This window comes from Streptomyces sp. MspMP-M5 (genome assembly GCF_000373585.1).
Taxonomy (GTDB): Bacteria; Actinomycetota; Actinomycetes; order Streptomycetales; family Streptomycetaceae; genus Streptomyces.
Genome location: NZ_KB891879.1, coordinates 120,666 through 143,660 on the forward strand (window position 1 = coordinate 120,666; position 22,995 = coordinate 143,660).

The 22,995-nt window shown below is 71.0% G+C and carries 24 protein-coding genes and 2 pseudogenes; 13 read left to right on the forward strand and 13 right to left on the reverse strand.

What is annotated here, in order from left to right; translation table 11 throughout:
- Window positions 1-136 precede the first annotated feature (136 nt).
- The 3 genes from B073_RS0109610 to B073_RS0109620 all read left to right on the forward strand — a co-directional run bounded on the left by B073_RS0109610 (window position 137) and on the right by B073_RS0109620 (window position 3,401).
- Entirely contained in the window at window positions 137-631 is a 495-nt protein-coding gene (locus B073_RS0109610; RefSeq protein WP_018537876.1) for a cupin domain-containing protein, read from the forward strand.
- A 33-nt stretch (window positions 632-664) separates the two neighbouring features.
- Window positions 665-1,612, forward strand: a complete 948-nt coding sequence (locus B073_RS39545) for a LysR family transcriptional regulator (protein WP_018537877.1) — start codon at window positions 665-667, stop codon at window positions 1,610-1,612.
- 301 nt (window positions 1,613-1,913) lie between these two features.
- The gene (locus B073_RS0109620; RefSeq protein WP_037811338.1) at window positions 1,914-3,401 is read left to right on the forward strand and encodes an FAD-dependent monooxygenase; all 1,488 of its coding nucleotides are present in this window, start codon (window positions 1,914-1,916) and stop codon (window positions 3,399-3,401) included.
- Window positions 3,402-3,819: 418 nt separating this feature from the next.
- Here the strand turns inward: B073_RS0109620 and B073_RS39550 are convergent.
- Window positions 3,820-4,212, reverse strand: a pseudogene (locus tag B073_RS39550) (SPW repeat protein); the annotation flags it as partial.
- Between the two features lie 90 nt (window positions 4,213-4,302).
- Here B073_RS39550 and B073_RS48725 point away from each other — a divergent pair.
- Window positions 4,303-4,434 carry a hypothetical protein gene (locus tag B073_RS48725; RefSeq protein ID WP_267881385.1) on the forward strand — a complete coding sequence of 44 codons (132 nt, stop codon included), beginning with the start codon at window positions 4,303-4,305 and terminating at the stop codon, window positions 4,432-4,434.
- A 109-nt stretch (window positions 4,435-4,543) separates the two neighbouring features.
- Here B073_RS48725 and B073_RS0109635 read toward each other — a convergent pair whose 3' ends face one another.
- From B073_RS0109635 to B073_RS0109670, 8 genes are read right to left on the reverse strand one after another with little or no spacing between them, the layout of a single operon-like run.
- Complete coding sequence (locus B073_RS0109635) at window positions 4,544-5,356, reverse strand: TIGR03619 family F420-dependent LLM class oxidoreductase (protein ID WP_018537880.1); 813 nt, start codon at window positions 5,354-5,356, stop codon at window positions 4,544-4,546.
- The gene (locus B073_RS0109640) at window positions 5,353-6,750 is read right to left on the reverse strand and encodes a class I adenylate-forming enzyme family protein (protein ID WP_018537881.1); all 1,398 of its coding nucleotides are present in this window, start codon (window positions 6,748-6,750) and stop codon (window positions 5,353-5,355) included. The genes B073_RS0109635 and B073_RS0109640 overlap by 4 nt, the downstream gene beginning before the upstream one ends.
- On the reverse strand, window positions 6,747-7,265 hold the full coding sequence (locus tag B073_RS42715) for a hypothetical protein (RefSeq protein ID WP_018537882.1): 519 nt from the start codon (window positions 7,263-7,265) through the stop codon (window positions 6,747-6,749). The genes B073_RS0109640 and B073_RS42715 overlap by 4 nt, the downstream gene beginning before the upstream one ends.
- A complete protein-coding gene (locus B073_RS0109650) occupies window positions 7,262-8,371 on the reverse strand; it encodes a beta-ketoacyl-[acyl-carrier-protein] synthase family protein (RefSeq protein ID WP_018537883.1) in 1,110 nt (369 codons plus the stop codon). Before B073_RS0109650 ends, B073_RS42715 begins: the two co-directional genes overlap by 4 nt.
- Window positions 8,365-8,733 (reverse strand): 3-hydroxyacyl-ACP dehydratase FabZ family protein, encoded by a 369-nt coding sequence (locus B073_RS39560; RefSeq protein ID WP_234025040.1) that lies wholly within the window; start codon window positions 8,731-8,733, stop codon window positions 8,365-8,367. Before B073_RS39560 ends, B073_RS0109650 begins: the two co-directional genes overlap by 7 nt.
- Window positions 8,734-8,755: 22 nt before the next feature.
- Window positions 8,756-9,304 carry an acyl-CoA thioesterase gene (locus B073_RS43765; protein WP_018537885.1) on the reverse strand — a complete coding sequence of 183 codons (549 nt, stop codon included), beginning with the start codon at window positions 9,302-9,304 and terminating at the stop codon, window positions 8,756-8,758.
- Entirely contained in the window at window positions 9,301-10,686 is a 1,386-nt protein-coding gene (locus B073_RS0109665; RefSeq protein ID WP_018537886.1) for an aminotransferase class III-fold pyridoxal phosphate-dependent enzyme, read from the reverse strand. The genes B073_RS43765 and B073_RS0109665 overlap by 4 nt, the downstream gene beginning before the upstream one ends.
- The gene (locus tag B073_RS0109670; protein ID WP_037811299.1) at window positions 10,683-10,952 is read right to left on the reverse strand and encodes an acyl carrier protein; all 270 of its coding nucleotides are present in this window, start codon (window positions 10,950-10,952) and stop codon (window positions 10,683-10,685) included. The genes B073_RS0109665 and B073_RS0109670 overlap by 4 nt, the downstream gene beginning before the upstream one ends.
- 690 nt (window positions 10,953-11,642) lie before the next feature.
- Here B073_RS0109670 and B073_RS0109675 point away from each other — a divergent pair.
- From B073_RS0109675 to B073_RS0109695, 5 genes are read left to right on the forward strand one after another with little or no spacing between them, the layout of a single operon-like run.
- A complete protein-coding gene (locus B073_RS0109675; RefSeq protein ID WP_018537888.1) occupies window positions 11,643-12,158 on the forward strand; it encodes a nucleoside 2-deoxyribosyltransferase in 516 nt (171 codons plus the stop codon).
- Window position 12,159: 1 nt separating this feature from the next.
- Window positions 12,160-13,059 carry a hypothetical protein gene (locus B073_RS0109680; protein ID WP_018537889.1) on the forward strand — a complete coding sequence of 300 codons (900 nt, stop codon included), beginning with the start codon at window positions 12,160-12,162 and terminating at the stop codon, window positions 13,057-13,059.
- Window positions 13,056-13,838: a creatininase family protein gene (locus B073_RS0109685; protein WP_018537890.1), complete on the forward strand. Its 783-nt coding sequence runs from the start codon at window positions 13,056-13,058 to the stop codon at window positions 13,836-13,838. The genes B073_RS0109680 and B073_RS0109685 overlap by 4 nt, the downstream gene beginning before the upstream one ends.
- Complete coding sequence (locus B073_RS0109690; protein WP_018537891.1) at window positions 13,835-15,130, forward strand: hypothetical protein; 1,296 nt, start codon at window positions 13,835-13,837, stop codon at window positions 15,128-15,130. Before B073_RS0109685 ends, B073_RS0109690 begins: the two co-directional genes overlap by 4 nt.
- Complete coding sequence (locus B073_RS0109695) at window positions 15,127-16,569, forward strand: MFS transporter (protein WP_018537892.1); 1,443 nt, start codon at window positions 15,127-15,129, stop codon at window positions 16,567-16,569. Before B073_RS0109690 ends, B073_RS0109695 begins: the two co-directional genes overlap by 4 nt.
- A gap of 241 nt (window positions 16,570-16,810) precedes the next feature.
- Here B073_RS0109695 and B073_RS0109700 read toward each other — a convergent pair whose 3' ends face one another.
- A complete protein-coding gene (locus tag B073_RS0109700) occupies window positions 16,811-17,578 on the reverse strand; it encodes a uracil-DNA glycosylase (protein WP_018537893.1) in 768 nt (255 codons plus the stop codon).
- Between the two features lie 191 nt (window positions 17,579-17,769).
- On the opposite strand from B073_RS0109700, the gene B073_RS0109705 reads away from it, so the two are divergent.
- Together B073_RS0109705 and B073_RS48730 are read left to right on the forward strand one after the other, a co-directional pair.
- Window positions 17,770-18,132 carry a DUF488 domain-containing protein gene (locus tag B073_RS0109705; protein WP_018537894.1) on the forward strand — a complete coding sequence of 121 codons (363 nt, stop codon included), beginning with the start codon at window positions 17,770-17,772 and terminating at the stop codon, window positions 18,130-18,132.
- Window positions 18,133-18,531: 399 nt separating this feature from the next.
- Window positions 18,532-18,666 (forward strand): hypothetical protein, encoded by a 135-nt coding sequence (locus B073_RS48730; protein ID WP_267881388.1) that lies wholly within the window; start codon window positions 18,532-18,534, stop codon window positions 18,664-18,666.
- 213 nt (window positions 18,667-18,879) lie between these two features.
- Here the strand turns inward: B073_RS48730 and B073_RS0109710 are convergent, their stop codons facing one another.
- Window positions 18,880-19,878, reverse strand: coding sequence for a phosphotriesterase family protein (locus tag B073_RS0109710; RefSeq protein WP_018537895.1), 999 nt, complete (start codon window positions 19,876-19,878; stop codon window positions 18,880-18,882).
- An 87-nt stretch (window positions 19,879-19,965) separates the two neighbouring features.
- Between B073_RS0109710 and B073_RS0109715 the strand changes: the two genes are divergently transcribed.
- Complete coding sequence (locus B073_RS0109715) at window positions 19,966-20,556, forward strand: uridine kinase family protein (RefSeq protein WP_158690105.1); 591 nt, start codon at window positions 19,966-19,968, stop codon at window positions 20,554-20,556.
- Between the two features lie 315 nt (window positions 20,557-20,871).
- Here B073_RS0109715 and B073_RS0109720 read toward each other — a convergent pair whose 3' ends face one another.
- Complete coding sequence (locus B073_RS0109720; RefSeq protein ID WP_026247221.1) at window positions 20,872-21,633, reverse strand: SDR family oxidoreductase; 762 nt, start codon at window positions 21,631-21,633, stop codon at window positions 20,872-20,874.
- 176 nt (window positions 21,634-21,809) lie between these two features.
- Here B073_RS0109720 and B073_RS49260 point away from each other — a divergent pair.
- Window positions 21,810-22,077 (forward strand): annotated as a pseudogene (locus tag B073_RS49260) (IS5/IS1182 family transposase); the annotation flags it as partial.
- Window positions 22,078-22,153: 76 nt separating this feature from the next.
- Here the strand turns inward: B073_RS49260 and B073_RS0109725 are convergent.
- Window positions 22,154-22,984, reverse strand: a complete 831-nt coding sequence (locus B073_RS0109725; RefSeq protein ID WP_018537898.1) for a ZIP family metal transporter — start codon at window positions 22,982-22,984, stop codon at window positions 22,154-22,156.
- Window positions 22,985-22,995: the final 11 nt, after the last annotated feature.

Sequence of the window (22,995 nt, forward strand, 5' to 3'; positions counted from 1 at the left end):
TGCACCTCGCTGAGCAGGCGGGACAGTCAGCAGGCTCGGCCTGCCAGGGCGTTTCCGTTGGCCATGCCCCGGTGTCATTGATCACGCGTTGGTGGCTCTCCCTACCCTCCTGCGCCGCACGGGCCACAATGCCCCCATGACCGACAACCAGGCCCAGACCCCCGACCGTCCGCTGCTGCGCCGTCCCGAGGACGGTGAGCTGATAGACGTAGCCGGTGTCGCGCACTTCTTCCGGCTGACCGGCGACCACACCGACGGGCACTTCGCCTTCGAGGAGTTCAGCCTCGCCCCCGGCGTCATCGGCGCCAGGCCGCACGTACACGAGGGGCATGACGAGTACTTCTACGTTCTGGAGGGCGAGTTGACGCTCCATACCGGGGACGGTGAGGTGACGGCCGGCCCCGGCCATCTGCTGGCCGCGACGCGCGGGACCCCGCACGGCTTCCGCAATGCGGGTTCCGTCCCCGCACGCGCCCTGTGCCTCTACACGCCTGCCGGCTACGAGAACTACTTCCGGGACGTGCACGCCGCGGTGAGCGCCGGCGCCGAGGCAACCGACGAACTCCTCGCGGAATTCCGCAGCCGCTACCGGACCAGTTCCCACCCGGCCGCCCCGCCGAGCAAGCCATAAGCGATCACTCCTCCTCACAAGAGATTGCGCCAGATGAAGTCCGTCGATCTGAACCTCCTCATCGCTCTCGACGTCCTGCTGGAGGAGGGCAGCGTCACCGGAGCCGCGGAGCGGATGCGCACCTCGACACCCACCATGAGCCGGACCCTGGCCCGTTTGCGACGGGCCTTCGGCGACCCGCTACTGGTCCGCGCGGGCCGTCGGATGGTGCCGACGCCCCGCGCGCTGGCGCTCCGTGACCAGGTGCGTTCCCTGGTCGAGCAGGCGACCGGGATGTTCCTGGAAACCGGGGCGCCGGACCTGGCCTCGCTGACCACGACCTTTACCGTGCAGGCCAACGACATGGTGATCGGGGCGCTCGCCCAGCCACTGCTGAGCACCGTCCACCGCCAGGCACCCAACGTCACGGTGCGGTTCGTGCCGGAGGACTCCGGCGACAGCGCCGCGAAGCTGCGCGAGGGCGTTCTCGACCTGGTGGTCGGCGTCGCCGACGCCACCTCCCCGGAGGTCAACAGCGAACGGCTCATCGTCGATCGGGTGCGGGCGGTGGTGCGCGGCGGCCACCCGCTGCTGCGCGGCGAGGTGACCCGCGAGCGGTTCGCCGCGGCCCAGCACCTCAGCGTCTCGCGGCGCGGCCGGCTCGCCGGGCCCATCGACGACCACCTCGCCGAGCACGGGCTGCACCGGAAGGTGGTGTCCGCCGTGCCGAGTTGGGCCGCCTCCTGGCACATGGTCGTGCAGAGCGATCTGGTGGGGCTGGCCGCCGAGAAGCTGAGCCGCCAGGCCGTCTCCCTCTTCGACCTGCGCACCGTGCGCATTCCGCTGCCACTCCCCCCGATCGTCATCGCCCAGTCCTGGCACGCCCGGCACCAGGCCGACCCCACCCATGCCTGGTTCCGGCTCTGCGTCCGCAGCGTCTTCGAAAGCTGGGACGCCGACGACCAGACCACCAGGGCATACGACCCCGGCGCACCAGCCTGAGCAGTCGCCGACGAACGCCAACGGGCGCGCGCAGTCGGCAGCGGACGCCAGTCAACGCCAGTGGACGCCAACAGCCGTCGTCGGAGTCGGCGGGGGCCGCGTACTGGCACAGCCGACCCGTGGATTGCCGCGAACGGCAACGATGCCTTATCAAAACTGCCCTTTGTGCGCGCCGGACTCACGGATACCGTGGAAATCGAACCTGCTTTATCGGCGAGCCACCGCATGTGGTGCGACACCGGGGTGAATTCCTCCTGCGCGGCTTCGAAATGGGAAACAAGAAGGGCAGCTGGTGCTGGACATGCGCAGCAACGATTACGACGTACTCATCGCCGGCGGCGGGCCGGTCGGGCTGATGCTCGCCTGTGAGCTGCGGATGTACGGGGTGTCCACGCTGGTCGTGGAGCGTCTCGCACCCGGGGCCGGCGAGCCGAGGACATTGACGATCCATGCCCGTACCCTGGAAATCATGGACCGTCGCGATCTGCTCTCGGATTTTGTCGCAGCCGAAGAGCGAACGGCCGGCCTGGACGATTACCGTCGTCGTTTGGAAAACACCTCCGCCCGGGGACACTTCGCCGGAATGTTCCTGCTCGGCCGGGGCACCGTCGCCACCGAACAGCCCCGCGAGCTGTTGCTGCCGCGCGCGACCATCGAGACCCTTCTCGCCCGGCGTGCGACCGGAACCGGGGCCGTCGTGCGTCACGGCGCCGAGGTCGTCGGGCTTGAGCAGAACGCCGACGGCGTGGCCGTCACGCTGGAGGACGCGCAGGGCAGCACGGTGATCCGGGCCGGCTTTGTGGTGGGGTGCGACGGGGGACGCAGCACCGTGCGCAGGCACGCCGGTATCGACTTCCCAGGCACCGAACCGCAGATGGTGAGTCGGATGGGACTGGGGTCGCTCACCGGTCCGGATCGCCTTCCCATGGGCTGGCATCGGAACGAACACGGCTGGTTCATGCGGATGCCGGACGGCCGAATCTCCACCGCCGAATGGGACCACGTTCCTCCTCAAGCGCCGGTCACTGACGAGGAGTTGGCCGAATCCGTCCGTCGCGTCACCGGCGAACGCATCCAGTTCGCCGACGTGCGCTTCGTCTCGCGGTTCACCGACAGCACCCGCCTGGCCGCGCAATACCGGGCCGGTCGCGTCCTGCTGGCCGGTGACGCGGCACATGTGCACTACCCCGCGGGCGGCCAGGGAGCCAACCTCGGCCTCCAGGACGCGGTGAACCTGGGCTGGAAGCTCGCCGCCGCCTGCCAGGGCCGCCCTGGGCTGCTGGACACCTACGAAGCCGAGCGCCGGCCGATCGCCGAGCGCGTCCTGCTCAACACCCGTGCCCAGGCGGCGCTGATGCGCCCCGGACCCCAAGTCGACGCACTGCGCGCGCTGTTCGCCGAACTCATGGACTTCGAAGCGGTCAACGACTACCTGACCAAGGCCATTTACGGCACCGACGTCCACTACGGCGGCAGCGACGACCCACGCGTGGGCCACTTCGTCGCCGACCGACCCCTCAAGACCCACTCCGGACCGACGCGCCTGGCAGAACTGCTCCGCGACGGACGCCCACTGCTGCTGGACCTCACGGACGCCTCCATGGCCGTACGCACCGCCCAACCCTGGACCGACCGCGTGCGAACCGTCGCCGCCCTGGACACCGACGCGGAGGCCGCCGCCCTTCTCATCCGCCCCGACGGCTACCTCGCCTGGGCCGGCGAGGCCCCCGTCCATGACGAGGACCTGCGCACCGCCTTGACTGACTGGTTCGGCCCGGCGCGCGCCTGATCATCCTCGCCCGCCGGCCTGTCCGTTCGCCCACCTGCCCGCCTGCCCGGACTCGCCCTCTCGGCCGGGCTCGGCTACACGGCGCCGGTCTGGCTCGGCGCGGCCTCCCCGCAACGCGACAACGCCTGGCCGCCGCCGGACTCCGGCCATCGAGGTCAGGCATGACCTCGCACAAACGGCCCGGTCTACCACGATCTTTCTACGACTGCGCTGTTCGGTCCGATCCAGGCATCATCCGATCCAGGCATCAGGGGTTCGGCCCGCGGCCGATGTCGCGGCGGTCGCCCGTGCCCGTCACACCGGGACCCGCGGTCGGCGGGTACTGAGGCCGCTCCCCGGCTGCTGCCTCCGGAGACCCGGACAGTCCACCGGCCGGTCGGGACGACTGCCTGGTGCGCGCGGCGAGCTGCCGGGTGTCCGTCCGTGCCAGGCTGCACATCGCCAGTCCCAGGCACAGTGCCAGGGCTCCGGTGATGACGTTGCTGATGATGGTGCGCGTGGTGGCAACACCGCCGGCCACCACCCACGGGGAGATGATGGTCCACAGTCCGATCGCAGTGGCCGCCCATCCTCGGGCGTGGCTGCGCTCGAAGGCGGGCCCGAAGCCGCCGATCAACACGGCGTACGCAACGCCGGTGATCAGGTTCGTCACGGCCAATTTGGTCAGGCCGTTGAACCCGACGATCCAGGGCGAGGCGGCGAGATAGAGCCCGACGACGATGGCCAGGGCTTCCAAGCCCTGTGCCAGCGGCGTCACCGCTGCTCGTTCGTAGCGGGCGCGCAATTCGATGATGTCCGGGTGCGACTCCATACTCGGCACATTGGTGGGAGCGGTCACCTGCTCCACCTCCTGATGACATGAGTGAGTTCTGCGTGGAGGAGTGAGTTCTGCGTGGAGTGAGTGCTGCGTGTCACCTCGGCCTCGTTCACCCTCTGTCCGACGGCGACGACGAACGGTGATCTCGATCACGAAGGTGTCGAAGGCGTCGACGGTGTCGAAGGCGTCGGTGGCAACAATGGCGACGTTCAGTAGGGCGATTTCCGGACCGCGGTACTCCCAAGGTCGCCCTCTTCACAACTGTGATGCGGATCGGCCCCACCGGCAACACAGCGCTGACCTCCCACGTCACCGGCCGAATCCCCTACCGGGTCAACGCCGCGTGCACCGGGGCCAGGAGCGAGAGGTCGTCGGTGGTGACGGTGAGGTGGGTGGCGCCGGCGGATTGCCAGGCATCGGCGAGTGGGCGCCAGGTGTCCGGCCGGCCGGGGTTCGGGCGGAGGCGGGCCTCGGTGCCGAAGGTGGTCCAGTCGCGGCCGGCTTCGGTGACCGCGGTGCGGAGTTCGGCGATGAGTGCGGCGCCTCGGTTGACCCGGTTGGCGAGCAGGCCGGACATGGTGAAGCCGTCGGCGAGGGTGGCGATCCGGCGCAGTGCGGCCGGTCTGCCTCCGGTGCGCAGGGTGCCGCCGCCCATCCAGAGCGGAATCCGACGTGGCCGGGGGGTGAGGGTGACGCCGGAGAACGCGAGGTGTTCGCCGGCGAAATCCGCTTCCGGCCGTGTCCACAGCAGGCGCAGCGCACGGACCTGTTCCTCGAACAGTGCCGCGCGGGTTCCCGGAGCGACGCCGAGGGCGGCGGACTCTGCGGGATCGGAGCCGATGGCGATGCCCAGGCGCAGCCGGTCGCCGCTGAGGTGGGCCAGTTGCGCGGCCTGTTTGGCGGCGAGCACCACCGGGCGGTGCGGCAGGATCGTCATCGCGGTGGCCAGCTCGATCCGGGTGGTGACCGCCGCCAGGAACGCCACCAGCGTCAGGCTCTCGTAGGCGGGGGTGCGGGAGACCAGGTGTTCGGGGATGGAGAGGTGGTCGTAGCCGAGGTGTTCCGCGGTCACCGCGAATTCGCGGAGGCCGGCGGGCGGGAGGGTCGTGGGGACGGTCCAGCCGAGGCGCAGGGTCATTTGCGGAAGGTCTCCGGGTCGGCGGTGGAGATGAAGACCGCGCGCGGGCGTTCGGCGGGCAGCAACTGGGAGTTGAGGAGGCGTCGTACCGCTTTCTCTCCGCCGGGCGGGGAGTCGGTGACGGAGAGATGGACGTCGAGTACCTGGGTGCCGTCCTCGTTCACCACTTTGGGCACACAGTGCACGACCCCCGGGATGGTGTGGGCGGCCTGCCGGACGGTGTTGAGTGAGACCTTCTCGCCGCGCAGCACCACGAAGTCCGACAGGCGTCCGTGGAAGGTCAGATAGCCGTCGTCGATGGAGAAGGCGTCCCCGGTGGCGATGGTCCGCGGTCCCAGGAGGACTCTCCGGCTTCCGTCCCCGACCCGTCGCAGCAGTACCGTGTCGGATTCGACCACCAATTCACCCACTTCGCCCCGCACTTCGCCCCGCACCAAGCCCAGCACGTCGCCCTGTACCTCGCGCAGCGATGCTCGCACTCCGGGCAGCGGGCGGCCGACCGAGCCGTACCGGTGCACGGGCTCGGCGTGCGCGGCCAGGGTCGATACGCGTGGCCCGGCCTCGGTGAGCCCGTAGGTCAGATACAGCTCGGCGGACGGTCGGGCGGCCAGCAGTTTCGCCACCTCGGCGGGCGCGAGCCGGTCCCCGCCGACCGCCAGGGCCCGCAGACCACGGGGGATGAGGGCGGGGTCGGCCAGCAGCTGGCGGGCGAGGGTCGGGGTCACCGCGGAGTGGGTGACCCCGTGCGCGATGACCGTGTCGCGGTAGGCGAGCGGTGAGAACGGCGGTCTGTCGAGGACCAGTCGGGCCTTGGTCAGGTACGCGGCGAACGCCTGGGCCACGAGGGCGTAGGAGTAGTACAGCGGCAGGTTGACCAGCAAGGTGTCGGCCGAGGTGATGCCGGTGGCCGCGGCGTGCAGGCGGGCGTTGTGCAGCAGAGCGGGCACCTGATGCACGCATGCGCTGAACATCCCCGAGGTGCCGGAGGTGGACAGCAGGATTTCGCCCGGCCGGTACGGGGTGGCGGGGTGCCCGGTGGGTACGGCGAACGCGCCGCCCACCGGCCGCTGTTGCTCCGCGCCGGTCAGCCGCGTCGTCACCGCCGTGCCGGCCCCGATGTGCCCGGACAGTGCGCGGACCCGCTGCCACGGGGTGCTGGGAGGCACGGCCAACGGCACCAGGCCCAGGAGCAGCGAGGAGAGCAGCACGCGCAGCAGTTCCACGCCGTTGGCCAGGCAGAGCACGACCGCGTCGCCCGGTGCCAGGCCCAGTCCGGCCAGGTCCGACAGTACGTCGTCCATCCCGGCCGGGGCGCCGGCGTCCCGGCCGGCGGGGGTGACGGTGCCGACCCGGGTCAGGAAGTCGGCCGCCTCGGACCGGGCGAGGCGGTTCACCGGTCCTCTCCGGCACGGGTCAGGACGAGGCTGCGGCACAACTCCCGGTCTTCCGCAGTGGTGTGCAGGCCGACCAGGATCACGTGCCGGGCGTGGCCGTCCGCGAACCATCCGTCGATGATCGTGAACGCCACGGGGGCGGCCGTGTCCGGGTGCGCCGCCAGGAGCAGCGACGGCCCGCGCAAGCCGTGGCGCAGGGCGGGCAGCCCGGCCAGTACCCCCGGGTTCGCTCCGGCGAAGCGCAGCGGCGAGATCCGGGAGCGCGGCACCGAACCGGCGATGCGGCGCATCGTCCGCGCGCTTCCGGTCGCGCTCATCACCAGGATCGCGGTGTCGTCGGCGGCGTCGAGTACGGGCGCCGCGCAGTCCGTCAGGGCCCGGTCCACGGTCGCGGCGACCAGCCAGGCGGCGGGGTCGGCATAGAAGGACGGTTTGTTTCCCGCATATGCGGCCGGGTCCTCGGCGACCAGCGTCGCCGCACCCAGCACCCGGGTGCCCGGCGGCACGAGTGTCATGCCCTCACCCCTTCGAACAGCAGACACGTGTTGAAGCCGCCGAACCCCAGCGTCAGGCTCAGTCCGGCGCCGTCGCCCACCGGTTGCGCCGCTCCCGTGGCCAGCCGCAGCGGTGCCGCCGGATCGCACAGGCCGACGACCGGTGGAACGCGTCGGTGGCGCAGGGCCAGTACCGTCGCCACGGCCTCGACGGCGCCGGTGGCGCCCAGGCTGTGCCCGAAGGCCCCCTTGGTGGCGAAGGTCAACGGGCTGTGGCCTCCGAAGAGTTGCAGCAGGCTGCGGGCCTCGACCTCGTCGTTGAGCGGGGTCCCGGTGCCGTGTGCGTTGATCACCGCGATGTCCTCGGGGGTCGAGCCCGCCGTGGCCAGGCAGCGTTCCATCGCGCGTGCCACGGCGCGTCCGGAGGGGTCGGGTGCGGTGAGGCCGGCGGCGTCGTTGGCCGCGCCGACCCCGCGTAGCCGGGCGTAGGGCCGGGCGCCGCGGTCCCGGGCGGAGTCGGGGTGCTCGACCACCACGAACGCCGCGCCTTCGCCGAGCAGCATGCCGTCGCGTGCCCGGTCGAAGGCCCGCAGGCCGGTGGGGCTCATGGTGCCCAGCGCGGAATGGCCGAGCCGCTTGGCCTCGGTGACCACGTCCGCCCCGCCCGCCACGCAGATGCGGCGTTTGCCCGCGCGCACCAGGGCGTACGCGACGGCGATCGCGTCCGAGCCCGCGGAGCACGCGGTCATGACGCACAGCGGGGTGCCCGGGTGCCCGATGGCCGCCGCCGCGTCGTCGGCCCAGGCGTGCAGCGTCGGCTCGGCCTCGTCCAACGAGGCGCCGAAGCTGGTGCCCAGCACCAGGCCGATGGCGGGGTCGGTCGTGGTCAGTCCGGCGTCGGCGAAGGCGGAGCGCAACGCCCGTTCGGCGAGCACGCGTTGGCGCTCGCCGGGCGGAGTCCGGTACGGCAGCGATTCGATGACGGCGGCGACGGTGTTGCGCAGCGGGTGCGGCGAGTCGACGGGTGCCAGTGCCGAGTCACCCGCGCACAGCCGTTCCCAGACCTGGTCCAGGCCGCGGCCCAGCGGTGTGTCCCAGGCCAGTCCGGTGATCACCGGGGTCACCACGGCCGGGCCCCGGCGGCGTCGGCCGTCACCCGGCTCATGGCACCGCGGAATCCGGCGACCGGCCGGCCCTCCACGGTCACCGCGGCGGAGAAGGTGAAGGTACGGCCGACCAGCCGGTCCGCGCGGACGTCGAGGACGACCTGGTCGCCGGGGACGACCGGAGCGAGGAAACGGGACTTGACCGTGCCGACCAGGGTCACCTCGTCGTCCGCGAGCGGGGCGCTGCTCAACTGGTAGAGCAGTACGCCGGATTGGGCGAACGCCTGCATGGTGTGGCTGCCGGGCAGGATCACCCCCGGGGTCAGGCCGCGCTCGGGCAGGTGCCCGGACAGCGCGCCCATCTCGGCGGAGACGGCGAACATGCTGCGCAGGAACACGCCGGGCTCATGGTCGAGGACCCGGTCGATGAACAGTCGGGGGTGGCGTCCGCGCACCAGGGCGGCGATCGCCGAGGTGCCCAGCGGCCGAGCCGCGCGGACCGCTGTGGGCGGGGGTGCCGATTCGTTGGTGTGCGGCATCCGGGACGATTCCTCTCAGTGTCTGTCGCAGTGGTGCCGGCAGGGGGACCGCGCGCCGGGTGTCGGGGTCGACGGCGGCGAAGACGAGGTCGCCGGTCACCAGTGGGGTGCGGCTGCCGTCCTCCTCCTCGCGCAGCAGACGGACGGCGAGGGCGAACCAGGCCGCGCCGACGTGGTCGACGCGGGTGTCGGCGACGATCACGTCGCGGTAGACGGCGCTGTGGAGATAGGTCACCCGCAGGTCGGTTGCCACCAGGTCGACGCCCGCCGTGCCGAAGGCCGTCAGCCCCGCGTCGTGCGCTTCGAGGTGTTCGGTGCCCGCGGTCTCCATCAGTGAGGTGTAGCGGGAGAAGTGCACGATCCCGGTCGCGTCGGTGTCGACGTGCTCGATCCGGGTGCGGAACCCGGCGTTCACCGCATGGCCCGGGCGCCGGCCGCCACCCGGTCCACGATCTCGTCGGCCTGCGCCGTGGTGGCGATCAGCGGCAGCACGATCCGCAGGGTGGGGTGGACGTAGCGGCGGCCGCCGGAGCGTTTGCCCGCGCCCGCCATGAACTCCGCGTACACGCCCGCTTCGATCAGCTCGCCGCGCAGCGCGCCGATGCGGTCCGCGGCCGCGGCGGTCAGTTCCACTCCGAGCATGGCTCCGGTACCGCGGACCTCGGTGAACACGTCCGGGTGACGGCCCACCAGGGCGGTGTCGAGACGCTCGGTCAGGTGCACGCCGACGTCGGCCGACCGTCGCAGCAGCCCTTTGCTCTCGATGTGTTCGATGCCGTCACGGATCACCGCGCAGTTCAGCGGCCGTAGGTCGGAGGTGGTCACGGCGCCGGAGGCGCGCACGGCCAGGTCCGTGCGGGCGATCACCATCGACGTGGACACCGCGCCCATGCCCAGGAACTTGCCGATGACGGTGATGTCGGTGGGTACCGGCCCGTCCGCGTCGCGCATGGCGAACCAGTGGCCCGTCTTGGCGAACGTCAGCACCTCGTCGGCGACCAGCAGCACGTCGTCGGCCGCGCAGCGCCGGGCGAGTTCGCGCAGGTAGCCGGGTGGCGGCCGGAGGATACCGGCGTCGCCCTGGATCGGCTCGACCACGACGGCCAGCAGCCGGTCGGCGGACGTGGCGAAGTACTCCGCCAGGGCGCCGGGGTCGCCGAACGGGAGGTGTTCGATCCGGATGCCGTAGGGTCCGGCGGCGTCCGGCGCGGGCAGTCCGGCCCGGTAGTACCTGCGGTTGAGCAGGGGCACCAGCCCACTGGTCCAGCCGTGCCAGGCGCCGTGGAAGGCCAGGATGGTGTCGCGCCGTTCCCTGCCCGGGCGGGGGCGCAGCCGCCGGCCGTCGAAGCGGGACTCCAGTACGAGCCGCAATGCCAACTCGTTGCCTTCCGAGCCGGAGTTGCGTCCGCTGACGTGGTACCGCCCTGTTGGGAAGTGGTCGGTCCACAGGCCGTCGGGGCCGAAGAGCCGGTCGAGGAGTTCGGCCCGTTCCAGCGAGCCGAGTTCGTCGGTGACGTTGCCGACGGCGGTGCCGCGTGTCAGTGCGGCGCGTACGACGGGGTGGGCGCCGCCCAGGGTCGCGCTGGCGTAGCCGGCGCTCGCGTCCAGCAGTCGCAGCCTTCTGCCGCGGTGTTGCGGGCTCAGGTCGACCACGTCGAGCTCCAGGCCGCGGCCGCCCACGCAGGCGAACGGCAGCCGCGCCGTCCCGTAGTGGTTCAGGTGCAGGTCCGTGCCGCGTGACAGGACGTCGGTCGGTCCGCCGATGCGGTCGTCACGCGCGACCGGGGCGGCGCTCACGGGGTGGCCGGGCGGTGGTCGGCCCCCGACAGCCGCTCGACCAGGGCGAGTACATCGCCGAGGGTGGACAACTGCCCCGCGGCGACGGCCTCGTCGGGGATGGCGATGCCGAACGCCTCCTCGCACTGCACGCGCAGTTCCACGAACCCGAGGGAGTCCATGCCGTAGCTCTCGCGCAGGCTGTCGTCGAGCCGCATCCGGTCGATCGGCACCTCCACCAGCACGTCGGAGCGCAGAATGCGTTTGATGGTCTGCAATGAGTTCACCGGGTTTTCCCCTCTGGGTGGGTTCATTCAAAAGGCCACGGCCGGATTCCGGCGCTCGGGAAGGAAAAAGGGAGAGGCGATCGCGGCAACGGGCGGGCCGCGGGGAACCGGCGCCGATCGGAAACATGGCGGTGCCGGTCATTCATTCTCATTGAAGCTAGTTGAGGCCGTTCCGCCTGTCAATGGGGTGCCGATTCTCTTGGGCACCCACTGTCGAGCCTCGCCAGCCACAGGAATGTGGCACGTGAGTTCGATGGCGTTTCAGCCGCACATGTTCGCTGCTGGAATCGCCTGTGGAACAGAAACTCCTGGGCCGCCGCCGCCATCGGCGAACCAGCACGAAGAGCGTCCCCGACGGCGATGAGGTGGCACTTTGGGGCGATTGGTACGTGCGTTTTATGCTGGTTTATGACATCTCCCCCACTGGCGCAGACTGGCGCTTGTGGTGATGAATCGCCCCGGACTAGCCTTAAGTCGTCTATTTGCCTACCTGGTGGGCACCGTGTGCGGGGCGCGTAGGCAACCGGGCGCCCCGGCCACACCGCCGGGTTTCACGCCCGGAAATCCCCTGTGATTCACCGAAGGCGCATGACGTGCATTGCGCTGCCCATTTCCGCTTCATTCCGGTGGCCGAAGTCCGCCCGATTACCCGGTCGTCGGCAGAACCTTTCGAAGGAACCGCGAAAAGTCATGAGTGTCACCTCGGACGCCCTGCGCGGCGTCACCCTGTTCGTCGGCGGCCCGATCCAGCACGCCCTGGTGCCCGGTGGAATGGCCACGCCGATCCGCGAATTCCTGAGCCTGACCATCGACCAGTCGCGGGCGGCCGGCGCCACCGTGCTGTCCGCACACGTGGCAGAGCGGTTCGGCGCCGAGACCGCCTCGTTCACCCCCGAAGAGGTGTCCGTGCGGGACTACGCGTGGATGCGTCAATGCGATGTGTTCGTGCCGGTGCTGCCGGTGCTCGACGGCACCCTGCTCCGCACGGACGGCACACACATCGAACTGGGGTGGGCCAGCGCGCTGGGCCGCCCCATCGTGGGCATCACCGACCAGCCCTTCGCCGAGTCGGCCAGCCATCTGCTCAAGGGGCTCGGCAAGGTCGCCGCCGCCACGTTCCTGTCCGCCCAACAGATCGCCACGGAGCCGGCGCTGCTGGTCGACGGGGTGCTCGCGGCGCTGGGCCGGACCAGGACGGCGGCCTGACATGGCCGCCGCGACACAGGTACTGGCGATGAACCTGGCCAATCCGGTCGTGGTCGGTTCCGGCCTGCTCACCGACCAGGAACGCAACATCCGCAGACTGCTGGACGCCGGCGCGGGCGCGGTGGTCACCAAGACCATCCACCCCAACCCGCCGACCGGCCTGGACGAGCGCATCGTCCGGCTGCCCACCGGAATGCTCAACAGCACCACCTACTCCAAGCGCTCCGTCGACCACTGGCTGGGCATCCTGCGCGGCCTGGCCCGCGACCGGCTCCCCGTCATCGCGTCGCTGCACGCCGACGACCCGGCGGAACTGGCCGAGTTGGCGGCCCGGGCGGAGGCGGCGGGCTGCCCGGCACTGGAGCTCGGCATCTCCTGCCTCAATGAGCAGGACGGCCTCGACGACACTCCCAAGCGGGTGCACGCCTACACCGCGGCCACCCGCGCCGCGACCCGGCTGCCGTTCTCGGTCAAGCTCGCCAGCGGCGAGGGCCTCCACGCCCGGGCGTTCGCCGCCGCCCGGGCCGGCGCGGACGCGGTGACCATCAGCGACACCCTGCCCGCCGCCGCCGTACACCCGGAGACCGGCGACCTCCACCTCGGCGGCGTGTTCGGCTACTCCGGACCAGGCATCAAACCGCTCGTCCTGGCCTCGCTGTGGAAGCTGCGCAGAGCCGGTTTCCCCCTGCCGTTGCTGGGCTCCGGCGGCGTCCAATCGGGCCGCGACGTCCACGACTACCTGCGGGTCGGCGCGGTGGCGGCCCAGGTCTACACCGCGCTGCACACCGACATGAACGCCACCCTCACCCGCATCGTGGCCGAGACCACCGGACCGCAGGACACCGGCCACCGCGCCGAACCCGTCGCCGAAGCGGGCCGATCCGGGCAGGTGCGGTCATGACGCCCCGCTCGGCCGGGCCGCAACTGTGCGACCTGAGCAGCGCCGAGATCCTGGCGGCCACCGCCGGGCGGACCCTGACCTGGCCGGTCGGGTCCATCGAACAGCACGGTCCGCACCTGCCGCTGTCCGTGGACACCCTCCTGGCCGACGCCTTCGCCCGGCAGATCGCCTACGAGCTGAACGCCCTGACCCTGCCGGCGCAGTCCATCGCGGCGCGGTCGTTGCCGCAGAGCGGCGGCGGACTGTCCTTCCCCGGCACCGTCCACGTCCGCGGCCGGTCCCTGCTGGGCTTCCTGGAGGACACCCTGGAGTCGTTGTGCGCCCTGCCGTGGCACCGGTTGCTGATCGTCAACGGCCACTACGAGAACGAGCCGTTCCTGTTCGAGGCGCTGGACGAGGTGGCCCGACGGCCGGCGGGCGCGGGCAAGGAGTTCATCGCACTGAGCTGGTGGAGCCTGGTCGACACGGACTGGCTGGCCGGGCGGGTGCCGCTCTTTCCGGGGTGGCACGCCGAGCATGCGGGGATCACCGAGACCAGCCTGATGCTCTATCTCCGTCCTGACCTGGTCTCGGCCGCCCGCCCCGACCACACCGACCCGCCCCGCCCGGGCATCCATCTGCACCCCGTCGACGTGCACCGCACCACCAACCAAGGTGTCCTGTCGAGCACTTCGAAGGCCACCGCGGCCCTGGGCAAGGACCTCTTCTGGCACGTGGTCGCGGCCGCGGTCGACCTGGTGTCCGAGGGCAACGGCCTGCTGCGCGAGGAGAAGACATGACCACGCCCACCCTCTGCGTGTGCAACGCGGTCGACACCCTGCACGACTTCGCCGTCCGCGCCGACGGCGTCGACGAGCTGCTGTCGGAGTGCTACGCCCAGCAGGACCAGGCCCTGTTCTGGGGCCCGCTGGACAAGATGCTCATCACCTACGAGCCGATCGGGGACCTGGACTGGCAGCGCAAGTTCCTGGAGCTCGACGGTGTGGTGAACCTCAGCCCCGCCGGCCGCACCGGCTCGCTGTTCGCCGACGCGCTCGCCGACGCCGGGCTGATGGCCGCCGTGGCCGCGCACGCGGGGCCGGGCCGCAGGCTCCGGCTGATCCCGCACACCACCACCACCGACCTGTGGCGGTTCACCGAGGCCCTGCGCAGCCGGTACGGCGTGACGGTCGAGTTGCCGGAGAGCCCGCCGCAACAGCGCCTGCGCGACCTGCTGGACACCAAGACCGGTCTGCGCGACCTGGCCACCGACCTCGGCATGGCCGACGGGCCCTGCCGTATCCCGCCCGGTACGCACTGCGCCGGGAAGCACGAGGTGCCCGCGGCGGTGCGGGCCATGCTCGCGACCGGCACACCGTGCATCGTCAAACCGGACCGCGGCGAGGCGAGTCTGGGCCTGCTGATCTTCCGGCCGGGCGACGACAACATCGCCGAGCGGCTGGCCGCGAGCACGTTCTACGACGAAGATCCGGTGGTGGTCGAGGAGTTCCTCGACGGCGACATCACCTTCCCGTCCGTGGAGTACATGGTGCCCGCGGACGCCCCGCCCCACCTCTGCTACACGACCGACATGCTGTTCGAGGGCGCCACCCACCTGCGCGGCAACGTCACCGCACGGGAACTGCGTGACCGGTGGTGGTACCGCCCGCTGACCGAGGGCGGGCTCCGGCTGGCCGAGGAGATGCAACGGCGCGGCTACCGCGGGCGCTTCGGCATCGACGCGATCGGCCGCGACGGCGTCGTCCACCTGCACGACCTCAACGCCCGTCGCACCGGGTCGAGCCATGTGCACGAGTTCGGCGAGCACCTCATCGGCCCCGGCTACCTCGACACCCACGCGGTCGGCAACTACGACTTCTACGGACTTCCGGCCGGGCTGGACCTGCCGGAGGTACTGCGGCGGCTCGGACGCCTGGTGGCCTCGCCCCGACACGCCGACCGGGGTGTGGTGCCAACCGAACTGACGGATCTGCACACTGGCAGACTGAGCTGCATGTTCTACGCCTCAAGCCTGGCCGAGCTGCACGATCTGATCGTCCGAGCGAGGGCGGCTCTGGGCCTCGGCCGGTGACCAGCACGCTGCCTGTGGTCGGGGCCCGACGGTGGCTGGTGCTGGTCGTGGTGCTCGTGTGCTTCCTGCCCGCGGCCATGGACGTCACCATCCTCACCATCACCATCCCGACGCTCGCCCACGAACTGCACGCGACCGCGCCCGAAGTGCTGTGGACGGTCGACGTGTACTCGCTGCTGATGGTCGGACTGGTGCTGGTGAGCGGCCCGTTGGGCGACCGGGTCGGGCACCAGCGGCTGCTGCTGGCCGGGTTGGCGGTCTTCAGCGTGGCCTCGGCGCTGTGCGCGATGGCACCCGGGCCACCGGCCCTGATCGGCGCCCGGGCGTTCCTGGCCGTCGGCGCATCGATGATCATCCCGGCCACGCTGGCGCTCATCCGTCAGACCTTCGGCGACGGCCGCGACCATGCGGTGGCCATCGGGGCGTGGAGCGCGGTCGCCGCCGGTTCCTCGGCGCTGGGACCGGTGGTCGGCGGCTTCCTGCTCCAGCACTTCTGGTGGGGCTCGATCTTCCTGGTCAACCTGCCGATCGTGGCACTGGCCCTGCCCGCCGTGGCGCTGCTGCTGCACAACAGGATCGAGTCCGAGCGGCAGCCCTGGGAGGCCACCTCGCCCCTCCTCTCGATCGTGGGGTTCCTGGGCTGTGCCTACGCCATCATCGCCTTCACCCACGAGGGCGTCGGAGTGCTGGAGGTGGCCGTCCCGGCCGTACTGGGCCTGACCGCACTGGCCCTCTTCGTACGACGGCAGCAGCGCGCCCCGCACCCGATGCTGGACCTGTCCCTGTTCCGGCTGCCCGGGCTGCGCGCCGGAGTGGTGGCCTCGGTGCTGCCGGTGCTGGTGATGGTCGGCTTTGAACTCCAACTGGTGCAGTACCTGCAGTTCGTCAAGGGACTGTCGGCGGAGGGCGCCGCGCTGTACCTGATCCCGATGCCGGTGGCCGCGACGGTGGCGGGCCCGGTCGGCGGAACGGTCCTCTCCCGTGTGGGACGAACGCGGCTGGACGTACCCGCCGGCCTGCTGTTCGCCGCGACCGGCTACGTCCTGGTCTCCTCCGGCACGGTGGTCCCGCTCGGCCTGGCCCTGATCGGGTTCGGCCAGGGCCTGGTCCAGATGGTCGCCTCGAACCTGATCATGTCCACCGCACCCTCCGCCCAGGCGGGTGCGGCGGCCGGCATCGAATCCGTCTCCTACGAGGCCGGCGCCGGCCTGGGCATCGCCGTCTTCGGCACCGCCACCGCCGTGGCCTACCGGTCCTTCCTCCCCCCGGGCACATCGACATCCCCCCTGGACGCCGGCTCCTCCGCCGCAACGGCCCAGGCATTCACCGAGGCATTCCACACCACCACCTGGCTGGCCGCCGCCCTCACCCTGGCCACGGTCTTCCTGGCGACCCCGAAACCAACAGCGGTGCCCGCCTCGCCCGGGGAACCCGAGTAAGTGCCGCGCTCAACCCGCGCGTTCGTCACGCGCGGGGGTTGCATTGGTGACACACAAGGGCAGGGCGATGTGTTCACCGCCGAGGCCGACCAGCGGGGCGGCGATGCCACTCAGGGTGCTCTGGACGGTGCCCAGGAGCGCCGAACCGCGCGCCCTGTGCAGCGGCGAGGCCGATCCGGGCCCGCTCGGCCCGGATTCCGCCGGCGCCAGGTGGCTGCGCCGTCGGGTTGCGGCGGTGCGGTCAGGTACGTGTCGGCAGCCCGGCGACGTCGGCGCCTCGGCGCAGTACGTCGCGGAGCATGGCGGGGGTGAGGGTGCGGGTGAACATGTTGCGCTGGCTGGGGTGGTAGCCGCCGATCAGGCGCAGCTCCCGCTCAGCCCGCGGATCGGCGATCAGGGCTTCGGCACCGTGTCCGAAGGCGGGGCGCGGTCGGGGCAGCTGCCATCCGGCGTCGGCCAGCACGGGCAGCAGCGCCTGCCAGGCGAACGCGCCGAGCACCACGACCGCCCGCAGGGCCGGGCCGAGCAGCTCCAGCTCACGGGCGAGCCATGGGCGGCAGGTGTCGCGTTCGGTGGTGGTGGGCCGGTTGGCGGGAGGTGCGCAGTGCACCGGGACGGTGATCCGGACCCCGTACAGCTCCAGTCCGTCGCCCGGATCGGTGGCGGTCGGCTGGGACGCCAGCCCGATGTCGTACAGGGCGGCAAAGAGGGCGTCGCCGGACGGGTCACCGGTGAAGATGCGGCCGGTGCGGTTGCCGCCGTGCGCGGCCGGCGCCAGGCCGATGACGGCCAGTGGTGCGTCCGGTGGTCCGAAGCCGGGCACCGGGCGCGCCCAGTAGTCCCAGTCCCGGAACGCCTTGCGTTTGGCCCGGCCGACTTCCTCCCGCCAGGCGACCAGCCGCGGGCAGGCACGGCAGGTCGCCACCGCCGCGTCCAGATCCCGCACCGTGGCCGCCCGGGGAGCAGTCGCCGCGGGAAAGTCGGGTGCCTCCGGGCGCCTGCTGCGCATGCCGTCTCTTCCTCTCCCGGGGTCCGGACTCAGGTGGGCTCCCCGTCGGCTGCCGATCGGTTCCCGGTCGGCTCCCGCCCGCCATCGTCGATAAAATGTCCGAGTTGGACATGTCCATCGGTGTCGTTGCGGTGCCGGCCGTCCACTGGTCCGTGGCGAGGCCAGCCGATGATCGTTCTGGAGGTGCCGTCATGGTCAAACAGATCACCTGTCGACGAGTCTACGAAGAGACCTCCTCCCGGGACGGCAAGCGGGTGCTCGTCGACCGCGTCTGGCCGCGGGGGATGCGCAAGGAGGAGGCGCACCTGGACGAGTGGCTGCGCGATGTGGCGCCCTCGACCGAGCTGCGGAAGTGGTACGGCCACGAGCCGAGCCGTTTCACCGAGTTCCGCCGACGCTATCTGGCCGAACTCCGCGATACCGGACACCGGGAGGCCGCGACACATCTGCGTGACCTCGCCGCGCACGACAAGCTCACGCTGCTGACCGCCACCAAGGACGTGGACCACAGCCAAGCCGCCGTCCTCGCCGAGTGGCTGGCCAAGAAACGGTGACCGGGAAACGGTGACCGGCACGACCGCGCCGTTCTCCGGCCGCCGGCGGCACTGAGCGGCCGGATGCTGCCGTTCACGCTGCTGGGGGCGGCGCCACCGTGACCGGCCTGCCGCTGGTGGCGACGGTCGCCCAGCTGGCACTGAGCGTCAACGCTCTGGTGGGCGGGGTACAACGGGTACGCGCCGAAGCGGGGGGCCAGCCGTCGGGCGTCCACGAACCGCGTCTCTCCGGGCGGACCGCCAGCCGAGCGGGAGCGAAGACCGGGAGTCGCGCGATCTCGTCGAGGGTCTCCCGGAGTTCTGCCGGGACGAGCGGCTCCGCGGCCCGGGCGCGGGCGGGCGCGTAGCCGCACGCGGGCCTCCTGCGGCCACAGTGCGCGCCACGGCCCCCTCCAGGCCGTGCAGCAGCAGGACGTCCGCTCCCCAGACCACCGCACCAGGTCGTCGGTGCGGGTGACGGCGCTGTCGCTGCGCAGCAGACCGGACAGCACCTCGCGGCTCTCCGCGACCAGCTCCTGCTCGGTCGAGGCGTGACCGCGAGGGACCTGCGCCACCGTCAGGACCACCCGGCCGGCCTGCTGAAGCTCCCCGACCACCTCGGCCAACGGCGTTTCCGCACCCACGCGTTCGTGCGCCGAGGGTAGCTCCCCGGTAAATCCCGCGCCCTGACGCGGTTGCGGAGTAGGCGGACGGTGCCGAACCGCAGCAAGACGATGACATCGGGCCGGAAGTCCACAGCGCATGGGTTCACCACACCCACGTGGCCGGCATCGATGGTGTCGACCACGAACAACTCCGCCTTCGAGTAACCCTTTTGACCTGCGAGCCGAGCAGGAAGCGAAGCGGGTTGCGGCGCGTCATCGCGTCGATGGTGTCGTCGTCGATGCCCGCGGCGCGCGCCTTCGGCAGGAAGGAGCGGAAGAGGTGCCCGTATCCCTGGCCGCCTTCGGACCGTAGGTACCGGTGCCGGGAGATGTCGCAGCTGAGGAGTACCTGGTCGGCGTGGCCTGCCTCCAGTAGGGCGAGCAGCAGGCGCAGGCGGGTGCTGTCGGCGGTGTAGTTCTCCTTGCCGATGGTGTCGAACGCGACGTAGGCGCCGGCCGAGGCGAGTTCCCGGTGGACGGCCGGGTCGTCCAGCAGATCCTGGTGGCCGATGCTGGCGCGGTGGGCAGGCAGGCCGGCGCTGGTGAGGATCTCCAGCTGGGCCGGGCCGCCCCTGCCCAGGTGCGCGTGTGTGGCGACGGACCGGCCGGTCGCGGCAGCCGCGTGGGCCGCCGCGGTCAGCACGTGCCGTTCGGCGTCGGTGGGCTGGTCCCGGTGACTGCCGACCTCGCCGATGACGCCAGGACGGATTCCGGTGCGGCCGATGCCGTGCTCGATCTCGTCCACGAGGATCGCTGTCAGCTGGTGGGGGTCGGCGGCGGCGAGTTCGGGTGGGTGGAACGCTTCGTGGTACCAGCCTGTGGCGGTGACGACCGCGACCCCTGACGTCTGGGAGATACGCCGGAGGGCCTGCGGGTCCCGGCCCATGCCCCGGCAGCTCAGCTCGATCACCAGGGCCAGACCGTGCTCCTCGCGCAGGCGTGCCAGCTCGGCGGCGATGCGGCCTCCGTGCGTGCCGGGCAGCAGAACGGCTTCCGGGTCGGTGTCCCGGCTCAGGTCCAGGGCCAGGTGCTCGTGGGACAGGACCGGTCCTTGGACGGCGGAGGCCCGGAGAGGACCGCAGACGGTGTGTACGTGATGCATGAGGAAACCAGTGCCCGGCCGAAGCCCTCACGGACACCGCGCGCCGCGCATGCGCGGCGCGCGGCCAACGGGGGTAGACCACCTGTCATGACAATGCCACGGCAGGAGATCGACCGCATCGCGGCTGCCATCACCGCCCGCGCGACGCACGGCGTGGCCCTGGTGGCGTTCGACGGACGGGCCGGTGCCGGGAAGACAACGCTGGCCGCTGCGGTGGCCGAACACCTCGGCGGACCGGGCCGGGCCGCCGTCGTCCACGGCGACGACTTCTTCCGGCCCATGCCCGTCCCCGTACGCCTGGCCATGAGCACGGCGGCGGGGTACGCCGGCTACTTCGACTGGCAGCGGCTTCGTGACCAGGTTCTGGTGCCGCTCGCGAGCGGCCGGACAGCCCGCCACGAGCCGAACGGCTCCGTGGGCAGCGCGCCGCGCCAGGTGCCGTGCAGCGATGTCGTCATCGTCGAAGGTGTGCTGACCGCACGCCCGGAGCTGGCTGCCTTCTACGACCTGAGTGTCCTCGTCGAAACGCCTGCCGAGCTGTGCCTGCGCCGTTTGTACCGCCGGGGCCGCGGCCCGGAGCGCGATGCCTGGATCGCGCGCTGGCGGGCGGTCGAGGAGCACTATCTGACCACCACCCGCCTGCACGCACGCGTCGGCCTCACGGTCCGAGGAGGTTGAACTGCACCATCCTCGGGGCTAGTTGATCGACCGCCACTTGGCCGGCTTGCCGGGCTGATCGTGGCCGAGCAGTGGACGCCGCCGCCCGAGGCGATGGTGTCGCTCTTCACCTGAACGACGTCGCGCTGGGGGAACTGGTCCCGCAGTCCGGGGGCTGTCGAGGAAGGCGCAGTCCACGAGGACGACACCCGGCGCGGTGAACCTGGCGATGCTGTCGACGAGTGTTGCGGGGACCGCAGGCCCACCACCCGCCGCCGCAAGTGATCCATTCGCCGGTCGCCCCGCAGAAGACGAGTTTCGACGGTCGGTCGCCTGTCACAGGGAACGCAGGGCGCCTCCGTCGATGTGGATCATGCTGCCTGTGGTGTAGGACGCCACTGGCGACAGCACGACTGCGGCCAGGCGACCAAATTCTTCGGGGGTGCCATATCGACGAAGCGGTATGTCGGCTGTCCGCTTGATGCGCGCCTGTTGGGGATCGCCGGTGGCCTCTTCGAGGTGAGTGAGGCGGTCGGTGGCGACGGAGCCGACCACGAAGCCGTTGACCCTGATGCCGCGTGGGCCCAGTTCATCGGCCAAGGTCTTGGCGGCCATGGCGAGTCCTGGTCGGAGTCCGTTGGACACGCTCATATTCGGCCACGCGGCTTTCACGGACAGGGACAGAATGAAGCCGATGGAGCCTCCGGTGGGCAGGACGGGGGCAGTCGTGCGGGCGACGCGTAGGGCACCAAGGAATACGGACTCGAAAGACTCACGCCACTGAGCGTCGGTGATGGCGGTGATAGGGCCGGTCGGAGGACCGCCCACACTGATCAGCGCACCATCCAGACGTCCGTACTGCCGTAGGGCGGCTGCCGTCAGCCGGTCGGCTGCTTCGGGGTCGGCGTTGTCGGCGACCAGGCCCATGGCGTGGTCCGGGCCGCCCAACTCCGCGACGGCCCTTTCCACCGCTTCTTGGGTGCGTGAGGACACGACCACTCGGGCGCCTTCAGCGGTGAGGACTCGCGCGGCTGCCAGTCCGAGCCCCTTGGTCCCTCCAGTGATCAGAAACACCTTGCCGTCGATCATCAGATCCACGGTCGCCACCCCCATGCTCACATCGCAACGCCTACAGGTCTTTTGGGGCAACGCAGCGAACCTGTGTCCATATTCCAAGCTCATCGTCTCGCTATGTGAGTGACTTGGCTGCTGATCCAGTCAGCGCCCGCTCCGCTTCGGCGTTCGGTCCGGCCACAACAACTCCCTCCACGTCACTTCCGGAGCACGTTCACGTCAACCTCGACCGGGGCTACGTCAGCAGCAAGTACCGTTCTCTCCCTGCCGAGTTGGGCTTCACTGGCACGATCGCACGCATGGGAGCCCCCGACCCAGGCAGGGAAACGCTGCGTGGCGAAGCCGACGCACGCGCATGAACGGCTACGGGAAACTACGGCGCTGCACCGAGAAGAGCGGCAAGGCGGTGGACTTCTCCCCCACGTCGCAGCAACGATCGTCACGCACCGCATGCTCCTCCGCTGCTGACGGCTCCGCGCGCGTCAGCCACCCGGGATTCTTCCCAACGGGCGGCTGACGGTGAGTCGTTGCGCTGCGTGGGAGTTCAGGCGCCGGCCGCGGTGACGACGGCGTCGGTGGCGAAGCCGAGCAGCAGCCCGGCCAGGATTCCCCAGGTGGTGATCGTCTTCAGTGCGGCTTTGCGGGCGACGGCCAGGAGCTCGATGACCACGTAGAGGATCGAACCGGCGGCCAGGCCCAGGAAGGCGATCGAGAGCGTGTCGTTGACCAGGTGCTGGCCGACGACGGTGCCGAGGAAGGTCGGGCCGCCGCCGATCAGGCCGAGCCACAACAGCGTGAGCCAGGAGGGCCGTTCGCCCTCGGCGGCCAGCGGGGCGACGATGCCGAAGCCCTCGGTGGCGTTGTGCAGGCCGAAGCCGATGATGAGGAGGACGGCGAGGGAGAGTTCGCCCTGGGCGGCGGAGTTGCCGATCGCCAGGCCCTCGGCGAAGTTGTGCAGGCCGATGCCGGTCGCGATCATCAGCGCGAGCGAACTCGCCTGGCTGCGTGCCTTGGGCGTCAGCTCGGTTGTGGTGGCGGCGCCGGGGCCGACGAGCCGCTCGGCGGCGGCCTGTCGGCGGCGGGCGATCCAGCCGTCGTAGTAGACGAGCCCGACCAGCCCGATCGCCAGACCGGCGGCGAGGGTCGCGCCGCCGGAGGCGACCGTTCCCCACTCGTGATTGCTCAGAGCCTCGTCTGTGGGCTCCCAGGCATGGGTCAGCACATCCCAGACGAGGAAGATCAGGATGCCGATGGCGACGGCGTTCAGTCCGGCTTTCAGGCGCGGGGTGGGCTTGCGCAGGCGGCCGATGGGCAGCCCCAGGTAGATGGCGAAGCCGGCGATGGCACCGAGCAGAGCGATGTTCGCGCTGGACACAGGAGACTCCT